The following is a 22,294-nucleotide window of genomic DNA, read 5'->3' as shown; positions in this document are numbered from 1 at the left end:
CACTGTAAATTATATTGTGTACAATTTAATTGTATAAAATATAATTAGGGGGATACAAAAATGAGTCAGCCATTATTTACAGCGACTGTTTCAGCGGTAGGAGGAAGAGAAGGAAAGGTGATTTCATCAGACCACGTTCTTGAGCTCGATGTCGCAATGCCGGGGACACCGAGAGCAAAGAAATTAGAAAAAGCGACAAATCCGGAGCAGCTGTTTGCGGCAGGTTACGCAGCTTGCTTTGACAGCGCACTTCAGCTTGTAGCAAGAACAGAACGAGTGAAAGTGGAGACAGAGGTTACAGCGCATGTCAGCCTGTTAAAGGATGAAGCAGATCAAGGCTACAAACTGGGTGTAACGCTGCAGGTGAAAGGAAAAGGAGTCAGTGCATCAGAATTACAGGCACTTGTGCAAAAAGCGCACGGCGTCTGCCCGTATTCAAAAGCAACCTCCGGAAATATCGATGTTACGCTTGAAGTAGCTGAATAAAAGAAAAAAGAGGATACTCGTATAAGGTATCCTCAATTTTTTTGATGAAGTGTTTCCAGCAATGTATATAGAGCGGATTTTAACTGTTTCAGGTCCTCTCCGGACTGATTTGAAAGCCCCAGGATCGTTCCTGGTATGTCAGCCGCTTTTTCTTTTAGTAACTCCCCGTCCTCTGTCAGGCTGATCAACACGGACCGCTCATCCTCTTCAGATCTTTTTCTCGTAATCAAACCCTGCTGTTCCATTCGCTTTAGCATCGGAGTGAGCGTTCCTGAATCTAAATACAGCAGCTCGCCCATTTTTTTGACAGTTAGCGTTTCGTGCTCCCATAACAAAAGCAAAACCAAATATTGAGGGTACGTCACATTTAGTTTTTCAAGCAGCGGCTTGTATTGCTTTGTCATTTCCCGTGAACTCGCATAAAGCAAAAAACATAGCTGATTTTCCAATTTCATATGGTCAAATTCATTTTCCATCTTGTTCACCAACTCTTTCTGACATTCCATTCTATTGTATCTGAAAAACATCACTTTTCCTATTCTCGGCAAACATAGCATGTTTAAAAAGATCAGAAAGGGAAATATAACAACTAGATACAAATAAGGAGGTTGGAAAATATGGCACTATTTACAGCAAAAGTAACCGCGCGCGGCGGACGGGCAGGACATATTACATCAGATGACGGTGTTCTTGATTTTGATATTGTAATGCCAAATGCCAAAAAAGAAGGACAAACCGGCACAAATCCGGAACAGCTCTTTGCGGCAGGATACGCTGCTTGCTTCGGCGGCGCGCTTGAACACGTGGCCAAAGAACAAAATATCGAGATTGATTCCGAAGTTGAAGGACAGGTCAGCCTCATGAAGGATGAGAGCGACGACGGGTTTAAAATCGGCGTCACACTTGTTGTGAACACGAAAAATTTGGATCGCGACAAGGCGCAAGAGCTTGTCAATGCTGCTCATGATTTCTGTCCTTATTCAAAGGCAACCAGAGGAAATATTGATGTGAAATTAGAATTAAAATAATGACCGGCATCCTGAGGGTTCTCAGGATGTTTTTTTGTGGGGAAGCATGCGGGGCGGGCATGATCTTTTCGAAGTGTGAATACATGTAATAGAGGTGAATTCAGACTAGAGAAAAGGTGAGTACATGAAGAGACCAAAGCTGTCAGTATGTATGATTGTGAAAAATGAAGAACGCCATATTGCACGCTGTTTAGAGAGTGTGCAGCCTATTGCCGATGAAATCATTGTGATTGATACCGGGTCAAACGATCGTACGGAAGACATTTGCGCAAGCTTTCATGCCCGGGTTTATCATCATAGATGGAAACAGGATTTTTCACAGGCGAGAAATGCCAGTCTGCAGCATGCCGAGGGTGAGTGGATATTGATCCTGGATGCCGACGAAGAATTAGATCCGGACACAGGCAGCCTATTGCCTTCGATGCTGGCTGACAGCCTGCCATCTCTCGGTTGCGTGAAGGTTGTGAACTATACAGGGAAGGAATGGGATGAACACGAAGCGTTTGAACAAAGGCAGATCAGGCTGATCCGCAATCAGCAAAACATAACGTTTACGGGAAGGGTTTGCGAAAGGCCTGAGGGAGAAGGGGAAAGCAGTACTTTCTCGCTTCCATGTATCATTCACCATTACGGGTATTTAGAGCAGGAGGCACAGCAAAAGCATAAACACAACATAAGCTTGCTGAATACGGAATTGCTGACATCCAGCACTGACCCGTCTCTCCTTTATCAGAAAGCAGCTGAGTATGACAGAGGAAACGAACATGATAAAGCCCTCCTACTGGCAGTGGATTGCATCAATGAATGTAAAAGAAATATGCAATTTCCGCCGCCTGCTGTCTATTATTTAAAGTTTAAATTATTAATTGACGCAGAACGGTACGAAGAAGCGGAACGCGATATCCATGAAGCGCTGCGACATTATCCGGATTATTGCACGCTTCACTATTATAAAGGGATCGTCATGTATCAGCTTAAAAAAGTCAGAGAAGCGATTGCAGCGTTTGAAGCTTGCCTGCAAACCAATAATGAAAACCATCAGTACGTACAGGTGAAGGGGGCAGCCGATTTTAGATCAAGCTGCTGGCTCGGTGTCTGCCATGCTGAATTGCGTCAGCATATGACTGCTGTTTTGTATTTGCAAAAAGCGCTGAATGCCAACCCGAAGTGCGTCCGGGCACAGCGGCTTCTCAGCGAATTAACAAAGGATCAGGCCGCACATGCCTGATCCTTTTAATATTCTTTCTTATTGGCAAAATCCCGCCATGCCTGAAACGGGGATAAATGCTCCGTCAGTGTCACTTGATAAAAGGGGATCGTTCTTTCTTCAGCAGGTTTATCAATTTCTTCATAAATGAATGAATCATCAAAACCGGCTTCAGCAGCGTCTGTGTGCTCCGCTGCATAGTAAACGGCTTTGGGCCGGGCCCAGTAGATGGCGCCCAAGCACATGGGGCATGGCTCACAACTCGTATACAAAATGCAGTCATCAAGCTGGAATGTTCCAAGTGCTTTGCAGGCGTTCCGAATAGCTGTCACTTCCGCATGGGCGGTCGGATCATTGCTTGTTGTGACATTGTTCTGCCCCTCGGCAATAATGGATCCGTCTTTCACAATAAGGGCTCCGAAAGGCCCGCCAACTCCTGCATTCACTCCATCACGAGCAAGATCGACAGCCCGTTTTAAAAATGTTTCATGATTCATCCCAAACCCTCCTGTCAATTGAGTGTTATAAGTATAGCCGAAAAAGGGGCAAAGAACATTCTCGAAAAAGTGCAAAATAAACAAAGTATTTGGGTGATTTGCTAAGATAAGAGGAGAATAGAGGAGGGGTAATCATGCTGCATTTATATATTGCCAGACACGGACAGACCCAATGGAACGTAGAAAAACGGATGCAGGGCTGGCTGGATTCTGATTTAACAGAACTTGGACTGTACAACGCCCGCGCTCTTGGGGAGCGTCTGAAGGATATTGAATTGAATCAGGTATACATCAGCCCGAGCAAGCGGACAGAAGAGACAGCAAAAACCATACTGGGATCGCGCAGGCCCCCGCTGGTGATAGATCATATATTCAGAGAAATGTCACTGGGCTCATGGGAAGGGAAAAAACAAGAGGATATTGAAAGGGACGAACCAGATCTTTTTCATGCTTATTTTCATTATCCCGAAGCTTATCGCCAGCAGGGATGTGAAACGTTTTTTGACTTTGAAAACCGGGTAAGGCTGGCTCTCCAAACGATTTTAGACAGCCATTCTTCCGGTAATGTTCTCTTGGTTACCCATTCTGTCTTTATATTAATGCTGTTAAATATCATAAAGGGAAGACGCGTTCATGACATATGGAATTCTGCTTACATACATGATACCTCAATGAGCCTTGTGGAATTTGATGAAAATGGAACAGCCAAAATATTAATAGAAGGGGACGGGAAGCATCGGAAACCGATTTCCGCTTTCTAATAGAAAAAACCATCTGCCAAAGACAGATGGTTTCTATTTTATACAAGCTGTGTCTGCTGAGCTCTTGCCTGTTTTGCGGCTTCAACCATGTTTTTCAATGCGGCAACCGTTTCTTCCTGCTGTCTTGTTTTCAATCCGCAGTCTGGGTTTACCCAGAAGCGGTCAGTCGGGCAGACGGCAAGTGCATCAACGATAATGTTGTACATTTCTTCAGTTGACGGCACACGAGGGCTGTGAATGTCATATACACCAAGGCCGAGCCCTTTCAAATACGGATGGTCTTTTAAATAATCTAAAAATCCTCCGTGGCTTCTGCTGTGTTCGATTGTAATCACATCGGCATCAAGATCATTGATCGTATCGACGATGTCTTCGAAGTTGCTGTAGCACATATGTGTATGAATTTGCGTCTCGTTTTTCACGGAAGAAGTGGTTAATCTGAATGCTTCTGCCGCCCAAGTCAAATACTCATTCCAATCTTCGGTTTTTAATGGAAGGCCTTCGCGCAACGCCGGTTCATCTACTTGAATAATTTGAATGCCTGCGTCTTCAAGCGCTTTTACTTCTTTACGAAGGGCAAGCCCGATTTGGAAGGCGATTTCTTTTCTCGAAATGTCGTTTCGAGGGAAGGACCAGTTTAAGATTGTAACAGGACCGGTCAGCATTCCTTTCACATGCTTGGATGTCAGGGACTGTGCATATACCGTGTCTTTCACTGTCATCGGTTCAATAAATTCAACATCTCCGTAAATGACTGGCGGGCGGACACAGCGTGAGCCGTATGATTGAACCCAAGCGTATTTTGTGAAGGCAAAGCCGGCCAGCTTTTCACCGAAGTATTCGACCATGTCTGTCCGTTCAAATTCACCGTGCACAAGCACATCAAGCTCCAATTCTTCCTGAATATCAATCCATCGTTTTGTTTCTGTATTGATAAAGTCTTGGTACTGTTCATCAGACCACTCATTTTTCCGCCATTTTTGGCGTGCGCTCCGCACTTCAGCAGACTGCGGGAAGCTTCCGATCGTAGTCGTCGGCAAAAGCGGAAGGCCGAGAGATTCATTTTGCAGGGCTAAACGTTCCTCAAAAGGAATCGGGCGTTTGAAGTCTTTATCGCTTAATTGCTCAAGCTCTTTCTTTTGTTCAGAATTCGCGCTAGTTGCAAACTGTTTGAGCGCCTGAATATCAGCTTTCGCCTGCTGAATCTGTTCGCTGATCGCCGCTTTTCCTGATACTAAACCTTCTTTCAAAGCTGTCAGCTCGGCTAGTTTTTCCTTTGCGTAGGATAATCCGTTTAGCAGATCCTTCTCCAAATGCTCATCAGGGTGCTTCGCTACCGGGACATGCAGCAGGCTGCTGGAAGGCTGAATCCACAGTTCATCGACTTTTGCAATGCTGAGAATATCAAGAACGGCATCGAGACGTTCTTCAAGATCTGCTTTCCAAATATTGCGTCCGTCGATGACGCCGGCTGCCAGCACTTTATCTGTTGGGAATCCGTGTGTTTTCAGCTGTTCCAGGTTTCTGCCTTTATCGTGAACGAAATCAAGGCCAATTCCCTGTACCGGGTAAGAGATCAGCTCTTCATAAGCATCAACAGAATCAAAATACGTCTGCAAAAGCACATTCAAGGATGAAAGCTCGTTTGTCATGCTTTCAAATAATTCTTTTGCGCCTCGGACATCTTCGGCAGAAGCTGTAACAAGCGCCGGCTCATCGATTTGAACCCATTTTACGCCTTCTTCTTCAAGCTCTTTCAAAAGCTGTACATATAGCGGCACAAGGCGTTTTTGGATCGCTTTTGCTTCAGACGGTTCATAGCCTTTAGCAAGCGTGACGAACGTATAAGGGCCGACAATCACAGGTTTTGTTTCAACGCCGTATTCCTGTTTGATCCGGCGGTAATCTGTGAGCTGTTTGTTTCTTGTCAGGCGGAATTCAATGCTCTCGTCATATTCCGGAACGATGTAATGGTAATTTGTATTAAACCATTTTGTCATTTCACTGGATACAGCGTCTTTTATTCCGCGGGCGATAGCGAAGTATGTATCGGTAGCATCAGTCAAATGTCTGAATCGTTTCGGAATCCAGTTGAAGCTGACTGCTGTGTCGAGTACATGGTCATACTGTGTGAAATCAGAAACAGGCACAACATCAATCTGCTGGTCAATTTGTGTTTTTACTGCGGATAAAAATAGTCCGTCGATTTGCTTTAAAAACGTATCTTTATCAGTGCTGCCTTTCCAATACGCTTCAAGTGCTTTTTTCCATTCTCTGTTCAGTCCAATTCTCGGAAATCCTAAATTCGATGTTTTGATGGTTGTCATTGTTTCTCCTCCTTTATATGTAAAACACTCTCGTTAACCCGCGGATACAGGCTGCTAAGAGGTTTTCCCACAATAAAAAGCCTCTTTCCCATGAGAGAAAGAGGCTTTTCTGCGTAAAACACTGCCTCTCTCATCTCTCAGACACAATCTGATGGAATTAGCACCGTGCCTTATGAGACATCAGTCTCGGCGCGAAAAGCAGTGCGCCCCATTTCACAATGGAATTACGGTCGGTTGCTGTTGGGGTCAAAAGGCCAATCCCTCGCCCAACTCTCGATAAGAGAAAATGTTATTAATTTTTTGAAAAGTTGAATCATTTGTTGGTAATCTTAACAGTAATTCAAATTCGTTGTCAACATAGAATTTGAAATTTGATTGACAATATTTGGTTTATGTTATATAAGAAAAATAATTTTATATGGTCAGCAAATGTGATTGCTCTGCTCTTTCTGCCAGCTCATCAGGAGCGGTTAAATACAGGAATCCATTGCCTGCCAGCGTTTTAGCAATATTAAGCGGAAGTGTCCTGCGGATCAGCTGTGCATAAACCTCAGATTCAGAAAGCTTTCTTTGAAATGATTCTTCTTCATAGCTTTTGATTAAAGCAAGCGCTCCGCTGACATGAGGAGCTGCCATTGAAGTGCCGGTAAGCTTACCGTACTTCTTGTTAGGGAGAGTGGATAAGATATCTTCTCCCGGAGCCACAAGGTCAATCTCTTTATTAGCGTTAGAAAATTCTGATAATTCTCGCGCTACGGAAACAGATCCAACCGCAATGACTTCATTATAAGCCGCAGGGTAGGAAAGCTCTTCTGTTCGTTCGTCCCCGTCACCTTCATTTCCCGCTGCGCACACGACAAGCACTCCGTTTTTGACGGCGTTTTTCACTGCTTCTGCCAGCTCTGGCACATCGCTTGGTCCGCCAAGGGACATTGAGATGATATCGACTTTCTGTTCCACCGCGTAGTTAATGCCGTTAATAATCCATTCGTATTGTCCGCTGCCGTTTTCACCGCCAAGAACCTTCACAATCAATAGGCTTGCCTCAGGCGCGACCCCGGTAATGCCGCCGTTTGAATCATTAGCTGCAATTGTTCCAGCGACGTGTGTGCCATGTCCGTTGTAGTCGGAGATCGCATCTTCCTTGCCGCCGTCATCATCCGTAAAGTTCTTTCCGCCGATGATTTGGTTCTTTAAATCAGGATGGCTTGTGTCGCACCCCGTATCCAATACAGCAATTTTTACATTTTTGCCTTTTACCCCTTTTGCCCACACTTCTGGCGCCTTAATCACTTTAATGCCCTCAGGAAGCTCGTTTACATCCATGATCTGCTCATTCGTCACATACGGGATCAAGCGGATTTCACCATTCATAAAAAAGCCCTCCTTTTTTATGCTTTCAAGTGGATTCAAGGGTGTTGCCTCATATTATATGAAAAAAACAACCGTTCGGACAGAGCCATTTGAAGCATTTTGAAAAAATGGGATACAACCCAAAGAATTAGTAATTTTCAAAATATTGGATGGCTTCAGCATGTATGACTGGGATTCAGCTGTTAGTCAAGTTATAATAGTGTTGGGGAAAGGAGCAGTGTGATGAAACTGAATGAAAAATTATATGCGTTTTTTTCAGAGCATGTGGACCAAATGGCCGAGGAATGGATTGAAACGATGGAGGAAAGTGATCCGAATTCGCTTTACGCCTTACATAATGCATCTGTAACGGAAGAATTGAAAGAGCAGGACAGAGAATTTTACCGGCATCTGAATTACATGTATGTTTTACCGGAAAAACAATTTCTCGAAGAATTTCAAGAGTGGGTCATTGAGCTGACGAACGATCAAAAGCATCTTGACACTCCGGTTCAGTATGTCATTCGGGAGTTTATGAGAAACCGGAGATTATATACGAAGTATTTTGAGAAGTTCGCAGAAGAAAACGAGTCGGCGTTTGAATCGGGAGAGAAACAAAAATGGGCAGATTTGATTGTAAAAGTATTTGATTTTACCATTTATACATTCGTCGATCACGCTGAAATGAATGCCAAACAGCAATTAAACGCCCAAAGAGAAATGATACTAGAATTAAGCTCGCCTGTCATTACACTGAGCAAATCAACAGCTCTGCTTCCGCTTGTCGGTGACATTGATACCGAACGGGCAAAGTTTATTCTGGAAAACACGCTTCAGGCTTGTGCAAAAAGACGCGTGGAGCATCTGTTAATCGATCTGTCAGGTGTTGTGGTGGTTGATACGATGGTAGCACACCAAATCTTTAAATTGATCGAGGCCCTCAATTTGATCGGTGTCAGGTCAACCCTGTCAGGAATCAGGCCTGAAATTGCGCAAACCGCTGTACAGCTGGGAATTGATTTTTCGAATATTACGATTAAAACCAATCTCGCCCAGGCATTAAACTATCATCAATAAGAAAAAATCCGCTATCGCCGATAGCGGATTTTTTATGAGGAAAAACAGAAAGATACGAGAAAAGACCCTGCGAATAATAAGAGAACGAGGCAAAAGAACAGCCAATCGCGCCGGTTGACGGTCAGTGTCCGGTAATATGTCCGTTTTCTGCTTCCTGTAAAACCTTTCGATTCCATCGCCAGCGCTGTCCGTTCCGCTTTTCTAATGGCGCTGGCCAAAAGGGGGATGGTATACCGCTTTAACGCGCTGATTTTCTCAATGAAGCCGCTCTCCGCCGCTCCTCCTCTGATCTTGTGAGCCTGCTGGATCAGCTGGACCTCATCCTTTAAAAGCGGAAGAAAACGAAAGCCTGCAATAACGCCATATGCGAGCTTTGGTGAGAGTTTGCACTGCTGGACAAGGCTCAGCATAAATAAAATCGGATCGGTTGTAAAAACAAACATCATTGATAAGGCGGAAAAGCACAAAATACGAAATCCGAGAGAGATGCCGACAGATACATTATCGCTGTTGATCGAGATAGGGCCGGCTTGAAACAAGAAATTATCCGGTGTTGTCGGAACCTTCCCAAAAACAGCGGCTGTCCATACGCATCCGAATGCCAAAATCAAAAACGGAATCGTAAACAAAAACCATTTTTTCAATGAAATTTTGGCCGCCAATAGGATACCCGCAACGATGATGATATAAAAACACGCAGGAGTGTAAGGATTGTAAATAAACGACAGCATGACAACACAGCAAAAAACGGCTGCTGCTTTCACTGTCGGATTAATGAGATGTAACCGCTGCTTCATCACGCACCTCCTCTTGATATGCCATCCATTCATATAGAAGAGGAAGGGTGAGCTTTGCTTTTTGGACAAGTCCGGTTTCCTGAGAAAATAACTGCGCTGGAGATCCGTCAAAAACCAGGCCTGTATCGTGAAGCACTAGCACGCTGTCGGCATACGAAGACACTAGCTCCATATCGTGTGTAATCATGAGGACAGCGGTTCCTTCTTGCTTAATCCGCTGAATCATGTCCATGCATTCAGCCGCCGTACGGGCGTCCTGGCCAAAGGTTGGTTCGTCTAATAATAAAACCTTTACGTCATGCATGAGCATGGTAGCGACGCTCAGGCGCCGTTTTTGCCCTTGGCTGATTGCAAACGGATGATGATCAGCCAAATGTGCAAGACCGAAACGATGCAGCAGGTGCTGCGCTTTTTTCTCAGTTTCAGCATTTACTTTCTGGCCGAACAGCAGCTCGTCATATACTGTGCCGGCGACGAACTGATGCTCCGGGTTTTGAAAAACAAATCCCATTCGTTTTCGCAGTTCAGTTTCTTTATACGATTGCAGCGGCTTATCATATAGAAGAATCTTTCCGCTTTTCGGCTTCATCAGACGGGCGAGGACGGATAAGAGTGTTGATTTTCCGGTGCCGTTCGGGCCGACAAGCGCCGTCAAAGAGCCTTCGCGCAAGGAAAAGCTGATGTCTTTGAAAATCGTCTGCTGTCCTCTCGTGAACGAAAGGCTGTTGACTTCCAGCACACTCTTCCCGGAAGGAGCTTCATCCTTTTCGGCATGCCCGGTAAAGGGTTCTTTGAAAAGCGTTTCTTTTGATAAAGTAAACGGCATACTGCGTTTTTCCTGCAGGTCACACACTTTTGGAATCGCGATGCCCATTTGCTTTAGAGTTTCCGCTTCGTGCTGAAATAGATCTTCCGTCCGGCCATCGAGCGCTTTTTTGCCTGCTTTGTCCAGCACGATTGTTCTCTCAATCCAAGGCGTCCATTCATCAAGCTGGTGCTCAATGACGAGGAGGCTGAAGCCTTTTTCTTGCTGAAGATCTTTCATCATGTGAACGAACTCCCGAGCTGAATAAGGATCTAATAAAGAAGTTGGCTCATCTAACATAATAAGCTCAGGCTCCATCGCCAAAATACAGGCGAGAGCCACTTTCTGCTTTTGTCCTCCTGACAGTGCAGATATTGTTTTTTCTTTTAAATGGGTAATACGTAATTTTTCTAATACGGCATCAATCTTCTCTGTCATCTCTTCTCTCGGAACCTGCAGATTTTCCAGCCCAAAAGCGATTTCGTCCTCAACCGTCAGCATGCAAAACTGCTGATCCGGGTCCTGAAAGACGACCCCGCAATGCTGAGCAATCGTTTCGGAGGTTTCAGCGTCTGTGACCGGTTTTTGAAATAAAAATACATGTCCGGACTGTATGCCGTCGCAAGCCTCCGGGTAAAGACCGTTTAAACAAAGGGCGAGCGAGCTTTTTCCGCACCCGCTCGGCCCCAGCAATAAAGCGCATTCCCCTTTTTGCAGCGAAAACGAAATGTTTTGAAACACCGGTTTCTCGTCTTCTTCATAAGAGAAGCTGAGCTGGTCAACCGTCAGGAGCTCATCAAAGGCTTGCATGTTCTGATGCCCGCTTCCGTTTCTTTTTCAGTTCCTTTCCGAGTGCCATTCCGTTTAACACACCCGTATAAGCAAGAGAGTCACTGATTGCTTTTCCGAGCAGCCCCGCAAGCAACGCGCCGGAAATCAGACGGATCACAAGCATAATAAGAAGATAACCTGGTGAATAGGCTGCATAGCCAGAAACAAAGAGATCGTAGAAAAAGCTGGCTACTGAAGATCCCATTCCTGCCAGCAGAAGGACAGGCAGAGAGTATACTTTCCAGCGCGTCGCGAGAAATACAGCCTCAGCCCCGAGACCTTGAACAATACCGATGACGATGACCATCGGGCCAGACGGATTTCCCAGCAGGCACTCAACGAGAGCGGCAATGATTTCAGAAACAAGCGCTGCGCCCGGTTTTCGAATAATGTACGCAGCGATGACGGAAACGATAAACCAAATGCCGTAAATCGGTTCATAGGCGATTGGCCCGAACATACCTGCAAGTACGTTTCCGAAATGCGTGAATAATAAATAAACAACGGCAAAAACGATACTGATAACGGACATGATGACAATTTCTTTTACTTTCCAGCTTTTCATTTTATCCCTGCTTTCTGTTTTTTCTTGATGGACTGTTAGCCGAGAGATTCACAGTCATGGTTACGTGGTTTGTTTGCTGTTCAGCCATGCGGAAAACGGCCTCCAGTGTTCTGAACACGTCATGCGCATCCCCGTCAAGCTCACTCGCATAATGGACACCTTGTACGAAGGTGCCTTCTGCTTTCGCAATATCGAGAGCTTCCATGATCAAGCCCATATAATCCGGCTCATTCATCGGATAAAGCGCAAATTGGCACGGCGCTTCCGCGAACAGGCTTCGGACAGCATCTTCATTGACACGCTTATCGTTTACAGAAAGATATGTATCTCCCTGTGTATCGCCCGGGCATCCGATGGAAAACGTCCCGTTCATGACGATGTGTTTTTCGCTGTTCGCCGCATAAAGGTAAATGGCTTTGGCAGCGTCGAATACATGATCAATCGATCCGCGCAAGACTGTGCTGATATGATCTGTTTTCGTCCAAACCTTAGATGTGTCGGTTTTTTTCAGCGCTGACTTGATCACACTGATAAAATCATCCGTCATCGGGTATAAAGAGAACCGAAAACCGGCGATTCTGCTTGTCCCGCAAATATGATCCATTTCTCCGACCTCCTGTTTTTTTGGTAAAATAAAAAACTGCATATCCTAAGGGAATATGCAGTCATAGATCGATTAAGCGCACAAAAAAATACACCATTCGGTCAACCTGCACTTCCCCACGCTGGTATTATCCAGATCGGGTCATAAGGGATCAAAGCGCGTGTTTGCGCGCTTTATCTCAGCCAAAAACAGCACCCCTAGTGCTTTCCGTATACAATTTTTTATTTTGACATCATAATAGATGATAAGAATCATTTTGTAAACAATGAAATCATTTTTTTTCATATAGGGACAGGAGAGGATGATCAAATTTGGAAAAAGGGCACATATTAATCGTGGAAGATGAGGAAAAAATCGCCAGGGTGCTCCAGCTTGAATTGGAATATGAAGGATATAATGTCACCATTAAATACAATGGCACTGAAGGACTGAATGCGGCCGCGGAAGGCAGGTATTCCTTAGTGCTTCTAGACGTCATGCTTCCGGGACTTAGCGGCCTGGAAGTGCTGCGCCGCTTGAGAAAAACGGATCAGCAGACACCGGTCATTTTATTAACGGCACGCGACAGTATCCCTGATAAGGTAACAGGGCTGGACATCGGTGCGAATGACTACGTCACCAAGCCGTTTGAAATTGAGGAATTGCTTGCGAGAATCAGGGTGGCGCTGCGCCAAAATGGAACAAAAACAGAAGATATCGACACCTTTCTTACATATGACGACTTGCGGGTGAACGAAAAAACCCGTGAAGTGAGGCGCGGAGACAAAGAGGTGGAATTAACGCCCCGGGAATTTGATTTGCTCGTCTATATGCTGAAACATCCGCAGCAAGTGCTGACACGGGAACAGATTCTAAACTCTGTATGGGGATTTGATTATATCGGTGATACAAATGTGGTGGACGTTTACATCAGATACATCAGAAAAAAACTGGACTATCCTTACGAAAAACAGCTGATCCATACTGTTCGAGGGGTCGGCTATGCCATTAAGGGGTAAACGATGAAGCTGAAGACCAAGATTCATCTGTACACATCAATATCGCTGCTGGTTTTATTAATTTTGGTCCATACCGCAGTCTATCTCATTTTTTCGTCCGCGCTGACCTCAAAGGATGCAGGTAGGCTTGCGGATGAGACGGATAACATTGCCGAAGCGCTACATGCTGCTGAAACAGAAGGAGTCGCTTTGCAGGACATGCTGCAGGCTTATCTTCCGGCAAACGGCATGGTTCGTGTAGTGAATGGTGATCAAAAAGCCGTCATGACCATGACAAAAGAAAAAGCGTATAAACATTTTCCAATCTCTTATCACAGCGGGGAAACGGTAGATGTAAGGAAACATGACGGCAAACTGTTTGCTGAGGCTGCTGTTCCCGTTATTTGGACCGATGGGCAAGTGGTATCTCTTCAGCTGGTTGAAAGGCTGGAGAACACAGAGGAGAGTCTGTTTCTGCTAAAAATCATTTTAATCGCTGCAAGTGCTGCTGTCTGTATCGCTTCTTTTTTTGCCGGCAGCTTGCTTGCCCGCCGTATCATCAATCCGATCAGACGATTAATGATGACGATGAAAGACATACAGCGGGAGAAAGCATTTAAAACAATTTCTTTGGAAGGTCAGTCGTACGACGAGTTATATCAAATGGGGCTGACATTTAATGAGATGGCGATGATGCTGAAAGAGCATTATGATAAACAGCAGCAATTCGTTCAAGATGCTTCACACGAATTGAAAACCCCGCTCACAATTATAGAAAGCTACAGCAGCCTGATGAAACGGTGGGGGGCAAAAAAACCGGAAGTGCTTGAGGAATCGATAGAAGCCATTCATTCAGAAGCGGTGCATATGAAAAAACTGACCAATCAGCTTCTGGCGTTGGCCAAAAGCCATAAAGGACTTGAGCTTGACCTCAAAACAATCGATCTGGTTGAAGTATCGCGCGCCGTCATGCAAACGCTCCAGCCCGTCTATCAGCGTGATATTTTGCTTGAAACTGATAAGGAGAGCCTGTTTGTTGCAGCTGATGAAGAACGCATCAAGCAGCTGCTGACCATTTTGCTCGATAATGCCATAAAGTATAGTGAAAAAGCCATTGTGTTGTCGGCCGGAACGAGGAATGGCCGGCCGTTTCTGTCTGTTAGAGATAAAGGCATCGGAATACCTGAGGAGCATATCCCGCACCTGTTCGAACGGTTCTACCGGGCGGATGAGGCACGAAACAGAAAAACAGGCGGAACGGGTTTAGGCCTTTCCATTGCCAAGCAAATCGCCGATGAACACGGCATTGAGCTGTCTGTAAAAAGCAAGCCTGGAGAAGGAACAGATGTTATCATGCAATTCAGAGAACAGAATGGGGGAGGCCGATGAACATAAAAGCAGTATTTGCTGCGGGAGCAGCGGTTTTAGCCGTCATCATCTGTGCAGTTCTCATCATTCGGCAAACCCATGAGGATGTACTGTCAAAGGAGGCTGTCGTAAAAAAAGTAGAAGCCTCTTATGAAGGAAAGGTCACGAAAGTAACACAGTCAAAGGATAAAAAAACATATGACATGACCCTTGAAAATCCAAAGGGAACTTATTTTATAAAAGCTGACGCAAAATCAGCTAACATTCTTTCGATGAACAGAGTAAAAGCGATGAATCCATCTGCCATGACAGAAAAAGAAGCCGAGCATCTCGCGCTTGAGCGGGTGCCGGGAACCGTCAAAAAACAAACACAACAGAATCGTGTTGCCACATATACCATTCAAAAAGAAGATGGAGAAACATACGAAGTGAAGATAGACATGAATGCAAAAGCAGTCGTGTCTGCTGATCGAATCAGCGGTGAAGATCAACAAAAAACACCGATTACGAAAAAAGAAGCCAAAACCATTGCTGAGCGAGAAACGGGCGGGACAGCGGATGACGCAGATCTCGAAAAAAGTGAGGGCACTCTCATCTTTGAAGTGGATGTTGATCTTCCGGATGATAAAGAAGCGACTGTGAAAATTAATGCCTACACCGGAAAGGTTGCAAACATTGTGTATGAGGACTGACGGGTTCTCATCAAATTCTCATCTTTCTCTCGTTTTCCTTTCATGTTGAGTGTGTAAACTGAACTCATACAAAACAAAGGAGGAATCACGTATGCTTAAGAAAAGATGGATGGTTGGTCTTTTAGCAGGGTGTTTAGCGGCTGGCGGATTCAGCTACAATGCGTTTGCAAAAGAAAACAATGAAAACACACAGTCTGTTTCTTCCAAGACTGATGCACTCACTGAACAGGAAGCGAAATCAATAGCCAAAACGGTTGTTGACGGCACAGTGGACGACATCGACAGAGACATTTACAACGGCAAAGAAGTCTATGAAGTGGAGATCGAAAAAGACGGTGAAGACTACGACGTTTATGTAGATATCAATACAAAACAAGCGCTCAATGACCCGTTAAAGGAGAAAGCAGAACAAGTCATCATCACAAAAAAAGAAGCTGAAGAAATTGCCTTAAAGCAAACAAATGGAACCGTAACAGAAAGCAAGCTTGATGAAGACGACGGCGCTTACATCTACGAAGTTGAGATCCAAACGAAACAAGGAACTGAGGCGGAATTTGACATTTCCGCAAAGGATGGACGTATCATCAAGCAAGAGATAGACGACTAATCAAAACCCCGCAGCAGCGGGGTTTTTTCATGATAAGAAACCTTCTTTTGGACAATCTAAGTAGAAAAGGAGGCGAAAAACGCATGGAAAAGAAAGAGGAGCAATACATCAATCAGGCTGAATATGTCCCTCATCCGACGAAGGAAGGAGAGTACGCTTTATTTCTTCATGAAACATATCATTTGCTCTCTGAAGATGATGAGACGCAAACAACAGAATAAGGGCTTAGGCCCTTGTTTTGTTCCGTAATGGTGATGAAAGCGCATTAATTACTTTTTTGAGTTGACACAGCTTGTTTTTTTCTGTAATCTCAGTGTGTCAATTCAATTAGGAACTTCGTTAGGTGAGGCTCCTGTATGGAGATACGCTGCTGCCCAAAAATGTCCAAAGACGCCAATGGGTCAACAGAAATCATCGACATAAGGTGATTTTTAACGCAGCTGGATGATGAGATCCTATGCCATACAGTGCTAAAGCTCTACGATTGAAGGCGCTCGCACGCTTTTTTGCCGTGCTTCTTTCTCCTTCAATTCCCGAAGGCTTTTTTTATGCCTTTAAAACGAAACTGATCAAAGGAGGTGCGGAGTATGGATTCTCCCCATTCGAGTCAATCTGAAGAGGTACCCATATACTATGACAGCAAGACAATTGATTACACGATGAGGAGACGATCTGCCGCACCTTCAGGCGAGGCCGGCACGTCTCCGTAGAGGAGGTACGAGTCCCGATGGTTCAAAACATGACCTATGACGAACTCATTTTACGCATTATTATTTTATTGCGAGACGGGAAAATTAAGGATTTCAGAAGCGTTATTGATGAGCTTCAGCCCTATGATATGGCATTTATTTTTAAGGAAATGCCAGAAAAACACCGCGCCCGCTATTTATCATATTTAACTGTGGATGATATTACTGATATGATTGGGGAGCTGGAACGCGAATATCAGCTTGTCGTCTTAAATAAAGTTGGAAAAACAAAAGCAACACTGGCGATGAACAAAATGGACAACGATGACCTCGCTCAATTGCTAGAAGAAATGGACGAGGAACTGAAGGAACAGCTTTTGTCCAGCATGGAAGCATCAGAGTCAAAAGCTGTACAGCTTTTGATGAATTATCCGGCTGACTCAGCGGGACGCATGATGACAAACCGGTATGTATGGATTCCTCAGCATTATTCGGTAAAAGACGCGGTCGTCAAACTGAAAAGCTTTGCTGAAATAGCTGAATCGATCAACTACTTATACGTCATCAATGAAAGCAAACAGCTGGTTGGCGTACTTTCCTACCGCGATTTGATTCTGGGCGAACCTGAAGAAAAGGTGCAGGATTTAATGTTTACCCGTGTCATATCAGCAGACGCTCTTCAGGATCAGGAGGAGGTTGCCCGCCTGATTGAACGTTACGATTTCTTGGCCATCCCGGTTGTGGAAGAAAACAACGTGCTTGTCGGTATTGTAACGGTCGATGATATTATCGACGTCGTCATTCGGGAAGCTGATGAGGATTATGAAAAATTTGCCGCTTCAGGTAAAGACATCACCTTTGACACAAAGGCTTACGTGGCGGCGTATCGGCGCCTGCCATGGTTGATTTTACTCTTGTTTATCGGACTGATTTCTGGAAGCATTATCAGTTATTTTGAAGATGCGCTGCAGCAGGTTGTCGCGCTGGCGTTTTTCATGCCGATGGTATCAGGGATGACAGGAAATACGGGAACACAATCCCTCGCGGTTGTCATCAGAGGTTTGTCTAAAGAAGAAATGAACAAAAAAACGATTGTGCGCCTGATCTTCCGGGAGTTCAGAACAAGTATTTATATCGGAGCGGTTTGTTCTGTGCTGATTGCGATTGTCTCCATCTTATGGCAAGGAAACGCGCTGCTGGGATTTGTTGTCGCTTCTTCATTGTTCTTCACGTTAATTATCGGTACGATGTCAGGAACGATTATCCCTATTATTTTGCATAAGCTGAAAGTAGACCCGGCGATCGCTTCAGGACCGCTGATTACAACGTTAAACGATATTTTGTCTTTATTAATTTACTTTGGCATTGCCACTGCATTCATACACTCATTATAAATGATAAAAGTCCGTCTCAATAGCGAGTCGGACTTTTATCATTTAACGGTTTTTATACCGAAAGTGAGCATTAAGCTGCCCCTCCAGCATTTTTTTCCGCACTTGCGGATCGTTTTTTAACATTTGCTCTTTTTTGCGCATATCCTTTAAAATCTCTGCCGTCTGTACGCCGTCTTCACGCTTATTGGCAATATCCATCAGCCGCTCCACATCTGCAAAAGAATATTTTCTCGTTCCCCTTGAAGAACGCTGCGGGTAAATGAGCTTTCGTTCCTCATAATACCTGATCTGTCTTACGGACAATCCTGTCAATTCACTCACAATTCCGATTGAAATCACTTTTTTGTCTTTATAAGAATGATCTTCTGTGGCCATTTTTCCACCCCTGGATTTCTTTTGATAATAGTATATAAAAAACAAAACGAAAAAACCTGACGCTTGTCATATTTTCTAACATCAAATAGAAGATTTTTGAAAAAACACGGAAGAAAAATTAACAAGAATAATGCGTAACACACAATCGCGTTTTATCCTTTATGTAACGAATAACTGAGGAGGAAGGATAATCATGGAGGAAGAAAAAGCGGTCTCGCTGGCAAAAGAAATTATAGAGTTGGATATCAAGCGTGATGAAATGTTGGAGACGTTTATGCAGCTTGCCGGAGAACATGCTTTTCAATTATTAAGATCGGTTCAAAACGGACTTTACCGAAAATCTTCGTAGACATAAATTCTTTACATTAGATTCATACCACATTCATTTAAAAAGCGTATTCTGTGTATAGGATACCTCAAAATGAAGGAGGACGCTATGAGTAATTTATTGAAATCTGCTTTAGAAAAAGAACGAAGCCATTATTCTGAAAAACTCTGTCAAATTGGAGTTTATAATAAAGAAGTCATGAACAAGATGACGATTTCTGAGCTTCGGAAGGAATATGCTTATTTCTTTCGCAGCATTCAAAATCACAAAAAATATCCTTATACAAGATAATGTATAAGGATTTTTTTTGCTTTCAGAAGGAATTTCTCGAATTATAGCGAATACGTATAGTAAGGGACTGAACTCTTATTATATGTAAGGGTTTTCATTATTTTTTTATAAAAATCCTATATACGAGGTAGATATGATGAGATTATCGTTTAACGAAGAAGAAGTTGAGCGTGCGATGAATTTGTACAGAGTTTTTGCAAGGGCTTTCAAAAGTGTCTCTGAACATAGTATACGTGACAGCAAAGAGCACGGCTTTAATCCCACTGAATTTGCTGTACTAGAGCTCCTGTACACAAGAGGCCCGCAAAAATTACAGCAAATTGGGTCGAGACTTCTGCTTGTGAGCGGAAACGTCACATATGTCATTGACAAATTAGAAAGAAACGGATTTTTAGTAAGGGAGCAGGATCCGAAAGATAAACGCTCCGTTTACGCGCATTTAACTGACAAGGGAAATGAGTATTTGGATAAAATTTATCCGATTCATGCACTGCGTATTGCGAGAGCGTTTTCAGGCCTTTCGCCTGATGAACAGGACCAGCTGATCCTCCTGCTGAAGAAAGCAGGCATTCACAGCCAGCATTTGCTGTTTCGTTAACTATTCTACACTCTCTGTTTCAGGGAGTGTTTTTTTTATTTCATATCATTCTTTTTAAAACATCTGCAATCTTCCGGTCAGATATTTCGCCAAGATAGCCATTGACACGTTTTTCATATTCTTTCATCTGTTCATTTGATTGAAAAAATGCCGCAATACGCTCCTCTGCTTTCTGCATGTCCCAGTTTCTCATATCTGTGACAAGCCTTCGTTCCTTTAGAAGGTTCAAATTCATTTCCTCCTGTCCCGGCAGCGCATGATAAATAAATACCGGAAGCCGTTTCTGTAAGCATTCGCTGATGGTCACGCCTCCGGGTTTTGTCATGATGCCTGCCGCTTGATCGTATAAACGATTCATCTCTGCTTTGCTGTGAAGGTAGGGAATCGCCTCAATAAAAGGGTGGCGTAAACTTTTGACATAGCAGTAGAGCTTTTTGTTCCTGCCGCATAATATTTTGTATAAGATGTTTCCGCCTGGCGACAGATCCTGAACCCATTTTAAAATACCTCCGACCCCCATGCTGCCGCCTGTGATGATGATGGTAAATGGCGGATGATGCTGACAGGTGTCTGCTGATTCCATTTCAAACATCCGGTGAACGGGGATGCCGGTCAAGTATATGTTTTTCTGATCGATTCCTTCAGACAAGAGCTGCTTCTTGACATCCATGATCGGCACAAAATGGTAATCAATATTCTCCCGCCCCCATAACTGATTCACAAAAAAATCAGTATATACATTCACAACCTTCATATTCGGATATTCCAGTTTTAGCCGGTTCAACAGATAAGAAGGCAGTGCGTGTGTGCAGAAGGCGATATCAGGCTGTTTCTCTTTTAGGATGTGTCTCATTTGTTGTGTGAACAGCCATTCGTACATGGCATAGCGTTTGTCATTTTGATATTTTCCGCAGGCGAGGAGCCTGTAAATGCCACTGTACGTTTTCGGGAAATATTGAATCCATTTTAAATACGCCTCAGAGGACAATTTTTCTAACCGTCTATACGTATGTGAAAAGATATCAATTTTCTCTGCTGCCAGCCCTTGGGACTCCAGTTCAGCCTGCAGGGCATCTGCAACATGGTGATGGCCGGTGGATATGCTTAAAAAAGGAAAAATGAGAATGTTTTTCATGATGGTCCTCCTTAAAAAATATGGCAACTATATTTTGGGGAGAACGTTCACAAAATATAAGGGTGTTTTTGATTATAAGGAAGGTGAAGAGATGAAAACCTGTTTCCTTTCTATTTGGAGAGTGGTTGACCCGATTTATTTCTTTTTTTCAAGACTGACCTTGATTGACAAAGATCGAAAAAGCGTCTTTCGAGTGAGGTTGACGAAGTACAAAGGACATCATGTCGTACTGAGTGACGGAACGCATATAAGAAAAAATGATGTGCTCGTTAAAATCCACCTGCACAACATTAAGCTGGTTAGGGAGCTGTATAGCATAGAGAGCGCAGTCAGAAAGGGGCTCATTATCTATCAAAAAGTATACCAATCGATGCCGATTCTCGTGGATTACATTAATAATCATAAAAAAAGTGAAAAAATTAAAGGGATTGTGGGCATTACCATGCTTGACAAAGGTGTGGAAAGGCTCGGTTTTGATGTGGTCACCCCGGTCAACCCTTTTTACAGGTGCTTTAAAAAGATCACGCATATACCCATTTTTTATCTCACTTCAAAGCAGGTGAGCTTGCGGCATTTACCGAATACATCCTATTTGTTTATTTCGAAAGAAAAGCTGCAGAAAACCTATCAAAAAAAAGACTGATGCCTTGGTCAGCACAGTCTTTTTTGATTATATCTGATGAAATGTCACTTCAGGGCGGCTGCCGACACGGATATTTACACCGGTTTGTCCTAAGCCTTCGCTGATATAAAACGGTTTATCATGGTGATAATGAAGGCCTTTAACCATGTTCATGCGCACAAGTTTGCCCATTTTCGCCAAATGGTACGGTTTTGGCCAGTGAATTTGCCCGCCGTGAAAATGGCCTGAAAGCAGGTAATCATAATGAACATCTTTCATATCCAGAATAATGTTTGGGTCGTGTGTCAATACAAGATGGTATCCGTTTTCTAGATTTTGATAAGAGCCGGTAATATTACTGCGATTCGTGCTGTAATCATCAATGCCGATAATATTGACAGGCCCTGCAGCCGTCTCGATTTGAACATGTTCATTTTGCAGTGTGATACAGCCGTTTTCCTCTAAAACATGCTTCAATCTCTGAAAGTCCTTTTCTTTCAATACATAATCGTGGTTACCGAAAACCGCATACATTCCATATGCTGGATTCAGCTTTTGCAGTGCGTTCAAGTAACCTGCCAGCTTCGGAATATTACGTTTCCGATCTAGAAAATCCCCGGTAAGGGCGATGATGTCCACAGACTGATCTTTTGTTAAATGATACAGTTCTTCAGGTGAAACAGAAATGTTTTCTAAGTGAAGATCTGATAAATGAAGGATATTTAATTTTTTTCTGGCTGAAAGGCCGTCTTTTTGATCGATTGAAATGGTGTTGACCTTTACATCTTTTGTATTGCGATTCGCTCTATATATAAATGGCACAGACACGAGTATGGCCAATGAAAGTAAGATTGTAAACAAAATATATCCCCTCCCCTCC

General features: G+C 43.8%; 27 protein-coding genes and 3 riboswitches. Of the genes, 16 read left to right on the top strand and 11 right to left on the bottom strand.

Annotated features, from left to right (window positions below):
• Positions 1-60: 60 nt before the first annotated feature.
• Positions 61-486, top strand: a complete 426-nt coding sequence (locus Q5C82_RS15560) for an organic hydroperoxide resistance protein (RefSeq protein WP_003218504.1) — start codon at positions 61-63, stop codon at positions 484-486.
• Positions 487-518: 32 nt separating this feature from the next.
• Here Q5C82_RS15560 and ohrR read toward each other — a convergent pair whose 3' ends face one another.
• Positions 519-962, bottom strand: a complete 444-nt coding sequence (gene ohrR / locus Q5C82_RS15555) for an organic hydroperoxide resistance transcriptional regulator OhrR (RefSeq protein ID WP_003218505.1) — start codon at positions 960-962, stop codon at positions 519-521.
• Between the two features lie 141 nt (positions 963-1,103).
• On the opposite strand from ohrR, the gene Q5C82_RS15550 reads away from it, so the two are divergent.
• Both Q5C82_RS15550 and Q5C82_RS15545 read left to right on the top strand, forming a co-directional pair.
• Complete coding sequence (locus Q5C82_RS15550) at positions 1,104-1,514, top strand: organic hydroperoxide resistance protein (protein ID WP_003218506.1); 411 nt, start codon at positions 1,104-1,106, stop codon at positions 1,512-1,514.
• A gap of 124 nt (positions 1,515-1,638) precedes the next feature.
• Positions 1,639-2,742: a glycosyltransferase family 2 protein gene (locus tag Q5C82_RS15545; protein WP_013307967.1), complete on the top strand. Its 1,104-nt coding sequence runs from the start codon at positions 1,639-1,641 to the stop codon at positions 2,740-2,742.
• Between the two features lie 5 nt (positions 2,743-2,747).
• On the opposite strand, the gene Q5C82_RS15540 is transcribed toward Q5C82_RS15545, so the two are convergent.
• Positions 2,748-3,218: a nucleoside deaminase gene (locus Q5C82_RS15540; protein ID WP_003218510.1), complete on the bottom strand. Its 471-nt coding sequence runs from the start codon at positions 3,216-3,218 to the stop codon at positions 2,748-2,750.
• A gap of 134 nt (positions 3,219-3,352) precedes the next feature.
• On the opposite strand from Q5C82_RS15540, the gene Q5C82_RS15535 reads away from it, so the two are divergent.
• Positions 3,353-3,979, top strand: a complete 627-nt coding sequence (locus tag Q5C82_RS15535; RefSeq protein ID WP_003218512.1) for a histidine phosphatase family protein — start codon at positions 3,353-3,355, stop codon at positions 3,977-3,979.
• Positions 3,980-4,017: 38 nt separating this feature from the next.
• On the opposite strand, the gene metE is transcribed toward Q5C82_RS15535, so the two are convergent.
• Together metE and isp are read right to left on the bottom strand one after the other, a co-directional pair.
• Entirely contained in the window at positions 4,018-6,306 is a 2,289-nt protein-coding gene (metE, locus tag Q5C82_RS15530) for a 5-methyltetrahydropteroyltriglutamate--homocysteine S-methyltransferase (protein WP_003218515.1), read from the bottom strand.
• Positions 6,307-6,433: 127 nt separating this feature from the next.
• A riboswitch (SAM riboswitch) is annotated at positions 6,434-6,589 on the bottom strand.
• Positions 6,590-6,720: 131 nt separating this feature from the next.
• Complete coding sequence (gene isp, locus Q5C82_RS15525) at positions 6,721-7,680, bottom strand: serine protease Isp (protein WP_003218517.1); 960 nt, start codon at positions 7,678-7,680, stop codon at positions 6,721-6,723.
• A 222-nt stretch (positions 7,681-7,902) separates the two neighbouring features.
• Here isp and rsbRB point away from each other — a divergent pair, with 222 nt between their 5' ends.
• Positions 7,903-8,736: an RsbT co-antagonist RsbRB gene (gene rsbRB / locus Q5C82_RS15520; protein WP_003218520.1), complete on the top strand. Its 834-nt coding sequence runs from the start codon at positions 7,903-7,905 to the stop codon at positions 8,734-8,736.
• Positions 8,737-8,768: 32 nt separating this feature from the next.
• Here the strand turns inward: rsbRB and thiX are convergent, their stop codons facing one another.
• The 4 genes from thiX to thiU are packed head-to-tail and all read right to left on the bottom strand — an operon-like array spanning position 8,769 to position 12,338.
• On the bottom strand, positions 8,769-9,533 hold the full coding sequence (gene thiX / locus Q5C82_RS15515; RefSeq protein WP_003218522.1) for an HMP/thiamine ABC transporter permease ThiX: 765 nt from the start codon (positions 9,531-9,533) through the stop codon (positions 8,769-8,771).
• On the bottom strand, positions 9,508-11,148 hold the full coding sequence (locus Q5C82_RS15510) for an ABC transporter ATP-binding protein (protein WP_003218523.1): 1,641 nt from the start codon (positions 11,146-11,148) through the stop codon (positions 9,508-9,510). The genes thiX and Q5C82_RS15510 overlap by 26 nt, the downstream gene beginning before the upstream one ends.
• A complete protein-coding gene (locus tag Q5C82_RS15505) occupies positions 11,135-11,734 on the bottom strand; it encodes an ECF transporter S component (protein ID WP_003218525.1) in 600 nt (199 codons plus the stop codon). Before Q5C82_RS15505 ends, Q5C82_RS15510 begins: the two co-directional genes overlap by 14 nt.
• Position 11,735: 1 nt before the next feature.
• The gene (gene thiU, locus Q5C82_RS15500; RefSeq protein ID WP_003218528.1) at positions 11,736-12,338 is read right to left on the bottom strand and encodes an HMP/thiamine ABC transporter substrate-binding protein ThiU; all 603 of its coding nucleotides are present in this window, start codon (positions 12,336-12,338) and stop codon (positions 11,736-11,738) included.
• Between the two features lie 96 nt (positions 12,339-12,434).
• Positions 12,435-12,547: riboswitch (TPP riboswitch) on the bottom strand.
• A gap of 102 nt (positions 12,548-12,649) precedes the next feature.
• On the opposite strand from thiU, the gene ykoG reads away from it, so the two are divergent.
• The 7 genes from ykoG (at position 12,650) to mgtE (ending at position 18,065) form a co-directional block, all read left to right on the top strand.
• Entirely contained in the window at positions 12,650-13,336 is a 687-nt protein-coding gene (gene ykoG / locus Q5C82_RS15495) for a two-component system response regulator YkoG (RefSeq protein WP_003218529.1), read from the top strand.
• A gap of 3 nt (positions 13,337-13,339) precedes the next feature.
• Positions 13,340-14,704: an ATP-binding protein gene (locus tag Q5C82_RS15490; RefSeq protein WP_003218531.1), complete on the top strand. Its 1,365-nt coding sequence runs from the start codon at positions 13,340-13,342 to the stop codon at positions 14,702-14,704.
• Positions 14,701-15,375: a PepSY domain-containing protein gene (locus Q5C82_RS15485; protein ID WP_003218533.1), complete on the top strand. Its 675-nt coding sequence runs from the start codon at positions 14,701-14,703 to the stop codon at positions 15,373-15,375. The genes Q5C82_RS15490 and Q5C82_RS15485 overlap by 4 nt, the downstream gene beginning before the upstream one ends.
• Positions 15,376-15,466: 91 nt before the next feature.
• A complete protein-coding gene (locus Q5C82_RS15480) occupies positions 15,467-15,982 on the top strand; it encodes a PepSY domain-containing protein (RefSeq protein WP_003218535.1) in 516 nt (171 codons plus the stop codon).
• 83 nt (positions 15,983-16,065) lie between these two features.
• The gene (locus Q5C82_RS15475) at positions 16,066-16,203 is read left to right on the top strand and encodes a transcriptional regulator SplA domain-containing protein (RefSeq protein WP_003218541.1); all 138 of its coding nucleotides are present in this window, start codon (positions 16,066-16,068) and stop codon (positions 16,201-16,203) included.
• A gap of 107 nt (positions 16,204-16,310) precedes the next feature.
• A riboswitch (M-box (ykoK) riboswitch) is annotated at positions 16,311-16,478 on the top strand.
• A gap of 91 nt (positions 16,479-16,569) precedes the next feature.
• Complete coding sequence (locus tag Q5C82_RS15470) at positions 16,570-16,692, top strand: hypothetical protein (RefSeq protein WP_010330178.1); 123 nt, start codon at positions 16,570-16,572, stop codon at positions 16,690-16,692.
• Positions 16,693-16,709: 17 nt separating this feature from the next.
• On the top strand, positions 16,710-18,065 hold the full coding sequence (gene mgtE, locus Q5C82_RS15465) for a magnesium transporter (RefSeq protein WP_003218543.1): 1,356 nt from the start codon (positions 16,710-16,712) through the stop codon (positions 18,063-18,065).
• Positions 18,066-18,107: 42 nt separating this feature from the next.
• Here mgtE and tnrA read toward each other — a convergent pair whose 3' ends face one another.
• A complete protein-coding gene (tnrA, locus tag Q5C82_RS15460; RefSeq protein WP_003218544.1) occupies positions 18,108-18,440 on the bottom strand; it encodes a MerR family transcriptional regulator TnrA in 333 nt (110 codons plus the stop codon).
• A 193-nt stretch (positions 18,441-18,633) separates the two neighbouring features.
• Here tnrA and Q5C82_RS15455 point away from each other — a divergent pair, with 193 nt between their 5' ends.
• The 3 genes from Q5C82_RS15455 to Q5C82_RS15445 all read left to right on the top strand — a co-directional run bounded on the left by Q5C82_RS15455 (position 18,634) and on the right by Q5C82_RS15445 (position 19,657).
• Positions 18,634-18,789 (top strand): hypothetical protein, encoded by a 156-nt coding sequence (locus Q5C82_RS15455; protein ID WP_003218545.1) that lies wholly within the window; start codon positions 18,634-18,636, stop codon positions 18,787-18,789.
• 87 nt (positions 18,790-18,876) lie between these two features.
• Positions 18,877-19,059 (top strand): hypothetical protein, encoded by a 183-nt coding sequence (locus Q5C82_RS15450; RefSeq protein ID WP_003218546.1) that lies wholly within the window; start codon positions 18,877-18,879, stop codon positions 19,057-19,059.
• Between the two features lie 133 nt (positions 19,060-19,192).
• On the top strand, positions 19,193-19,657 hold the full coding sequence (locus Q5C82_RS15445) for a MarR family winged helix-turn-helix transcriptional regulator (RefSeq protein ID WP_079996345.1): 465 nt from the start codon (positions 19,193-19,195) through the stop codon (positions 19,655-19,657).
• 40 nt (positions 19,658-19,697) lie between these two features.
• Here the strand turns inward: Q5C82_RS15445 and Q5C82_RS15440 are convergent, their stop codons facing one another.
• On the bottom strand, positions 19,698-20,792 hold the full coding sequence (locus Q5C82_RS15440) for a glycosyl transferase (RefSeq protein WP_003218548.1): 1,095 nt from the start codon (positions 20,790-20,792) through the stop codon (positions 19,698-19,700).
• Between the two features lie 91 nt (positions 20,793-20,883).
• On the opposite strand from Q5C82_RS15440, the gene Q5C82_RS15435 reads away from it, so the two are divergent.
• Positions 20,884-21,435, top strand: coding sequence for a hypothetical protein (locus Q5C82_RS15435; RefSeq protein ID WP_032727336.1), 552 nt, complete (start codon positions 20,884-20,886; stop codon positions 21,433-21,435).
• A gap of 27 nt (positions 21,436-21,462) precedes the next feature.
• Here Q5C82_RS15435 and Q5C82_RS15430 read toward each other — a convergent pair whose 3' ends face one another.
• A complete protein-coding gene (locus Q5C82_RS15430) occupies positions 21,463-22,275 on the bottom strand; it encodes a metallophosphoesterase (protein WP_003218550.1) in 813 nt (270 codons plus the stop codon).
• Positions 22,276-22,294: the final 19 nt, after the last annotated feature.

Origin of the sequence: uncultured Bacillus sp. (assembly GCF_958411575.1) — a bacterium.
GTDB lineage: Bacteria > Bacillota > Bacilli > Bacillales > Bacillaceae > Bacillus > Bacillus spizizenii.
This window is presented reverse-complemented; position numbering and strand designations above follow the sequence as displayed.

Bases quoted from the DNA above. Each gene is read 5' to 3' on its own strand.
- tnrA (WP_003218544.1), bottom strand. From the start codon at position 18,440: ATGGCCACAGAAGATCATTCTTATAAAGACAAAAAAGTGATTTCAATC.
- Q5C82_RS15480 (WP_003218535.1), top strand. From the start codon at position 15,467: ATGCTTAAGAAAAGATGGATGGTTGGTCTTTTAGCAGGGTGTTTAGCG.
- Q5C82_RS15550 (WP_003218506.1), top strand. From the start codon at position 1,104: ATGGCACTATTTACAGCAAAAGTAACCGCGCGCGGCGGACGGGCAGGA.
- thiX (WP_003218522.1), bottom strand. From the start codon at position 9,533: ATGAAGCAGCGGTTACATCTCATTAATCCGACAGTGAAAGCAGCAGCC.
- Q5C82_RS15560 (WP_003218504.1), top strand. From the start codon at position 61: ATGAGTCAGCCATTATTTACAGCGACTGTTTCAGCGGTAGGAGGAAGA.
- Q5C82_RS15510 (WP_003218523.1), bottom strand. From the start codon at position 11,148: ATGCAAGCCTTTGATGAGCTCCTGACGGTTGACCAGCTCAGCTTCTCT.
- ohrR (WP_003218505.1), bottom strand. From the start codon at position 962: ATGGAAAATGAATTTGACCATATGAAATTGGAAAATCAGCTATGTTTT.
- rsbRB (WP_003218520.1), top strand. From the start codon at position 7,903: ATGAAACTGAATGAAAAATTATATGCGTTTTTTTCAGAGCATGTGGAC.
- Q5C82_RS15440 (WP_003218548.1), bottom strand. From the start codon at position 20,792: ATGAAAAACATTCTCATTTTTCCTTTTTTAAGCATATCCACCGGCCAT.
- Q5C82_RS15450 (WP_003218546.1), top strand. From the start codon at position 18,877: ATGAGTAATTTATTGAAATCTGCTTTAGAAAAAGAACGAAGCCATTAT.
- isp (WP_003218517.1), bottom strand. From the start codon at position 7,680: ATGAATGGTGAAATCCGCTTGATCCCGTATGTGACGAATGAGCAGATC.
- thiU (WP_003218528.1), bottom strand. From the start codon at position 12,338: ATGGATCATATTTGCGGGACAAGCAGAATCGCCGGTTTTCGGTTCTCT.
- metE (WP_003218515.1), bottom strand. From the start codon at position 6,306: ATGACAACCATCAAAACATCGAATTTAGGATTTCCGAGAATTGGACTG.
- Q5C82_RS15475 (WP_003218541.1), top strand. From the start codon at position 16,066: ATGGAAAAGAAAGAGGAGCAATACATCAATCAGGCTGAATATGTCCCT.
- Q5C82_RS15490 (WP_003218531.1), top strand. From the start codon at position 13,340: ATGAAGCTGAAGACCAAGATTCATCTGTACACATCAATATCGCTGCTG.
- Q5C82_RS15445 (WP_079996345.1), top strand. From the start codon at position 19,193: ATGATGAGATTATCGTTTAACGAAGAAGAAGTTGAGCGTGCGATGAAT.
- Q5C82_RS15505 (WP_003218525.1), bottom strand. From the start codon at position 11,734: ATGAAAAGCTGGAAAGTAAAAGAAATTGTCATCATGTCCGTTATCAGT.
- mgtE (WP_003218543.1), top strand. From the start codon at position 16,710: ATGGTTCAAAACATGACCTATGACGAACTCATTTTACGCATTATTATT.
- Q5C82_RS15485 (WP_003218533.1), top strand. From the start codon at position 14,701: ATGAACATAAAAGCAGTATTTGCTGCGGGAGCAGCGGTTTTAGCCGTC.
- Q5C82_RS15455 (WP_003218545.1), top strand. From the start codon at position 18,634: ATGGAGGAAGAAAAAGCGGTCTCGCTGGCAAAAGAAATTATAGAGTTG.
- Q5C82_RS15540 (WP_003218510.1), bottom strand. From the start codon at position 3,218: ATGAATCATGAAACATTTTTAAAACGGGCTGTCGATCTTGCTCGTGAT.
- Q5C82_RS15545 (WP_013307967.1), top strand. From the start codon at position 1,639: ATGAAGAGACCAAAGCTGTCAGTATGTATGATTGTGAAAAATGAAGAA.
- Q5C82_RS15435 (WP_032727336.1), top strand. From the start codon at position 20,884: ATGAAAACCTGTTTCCTTTCTATTTGGAGAGTGGTTGACCCGATTTAT.
- Q5C82_RS15470 (WP_010330178.1), top strand. From the start codon at position 16,570: ATGGATTCTCCCCATTCGAGTCAATCTGAAGAGGTACCCATATACTAT.
- Q5C82_RS15535 (WP_003218512.1), top strand. From the start codon at position 3,353: ATGCTGCATTTATATATTGCCAGACACGGACAGACCCAATGGAACGTA.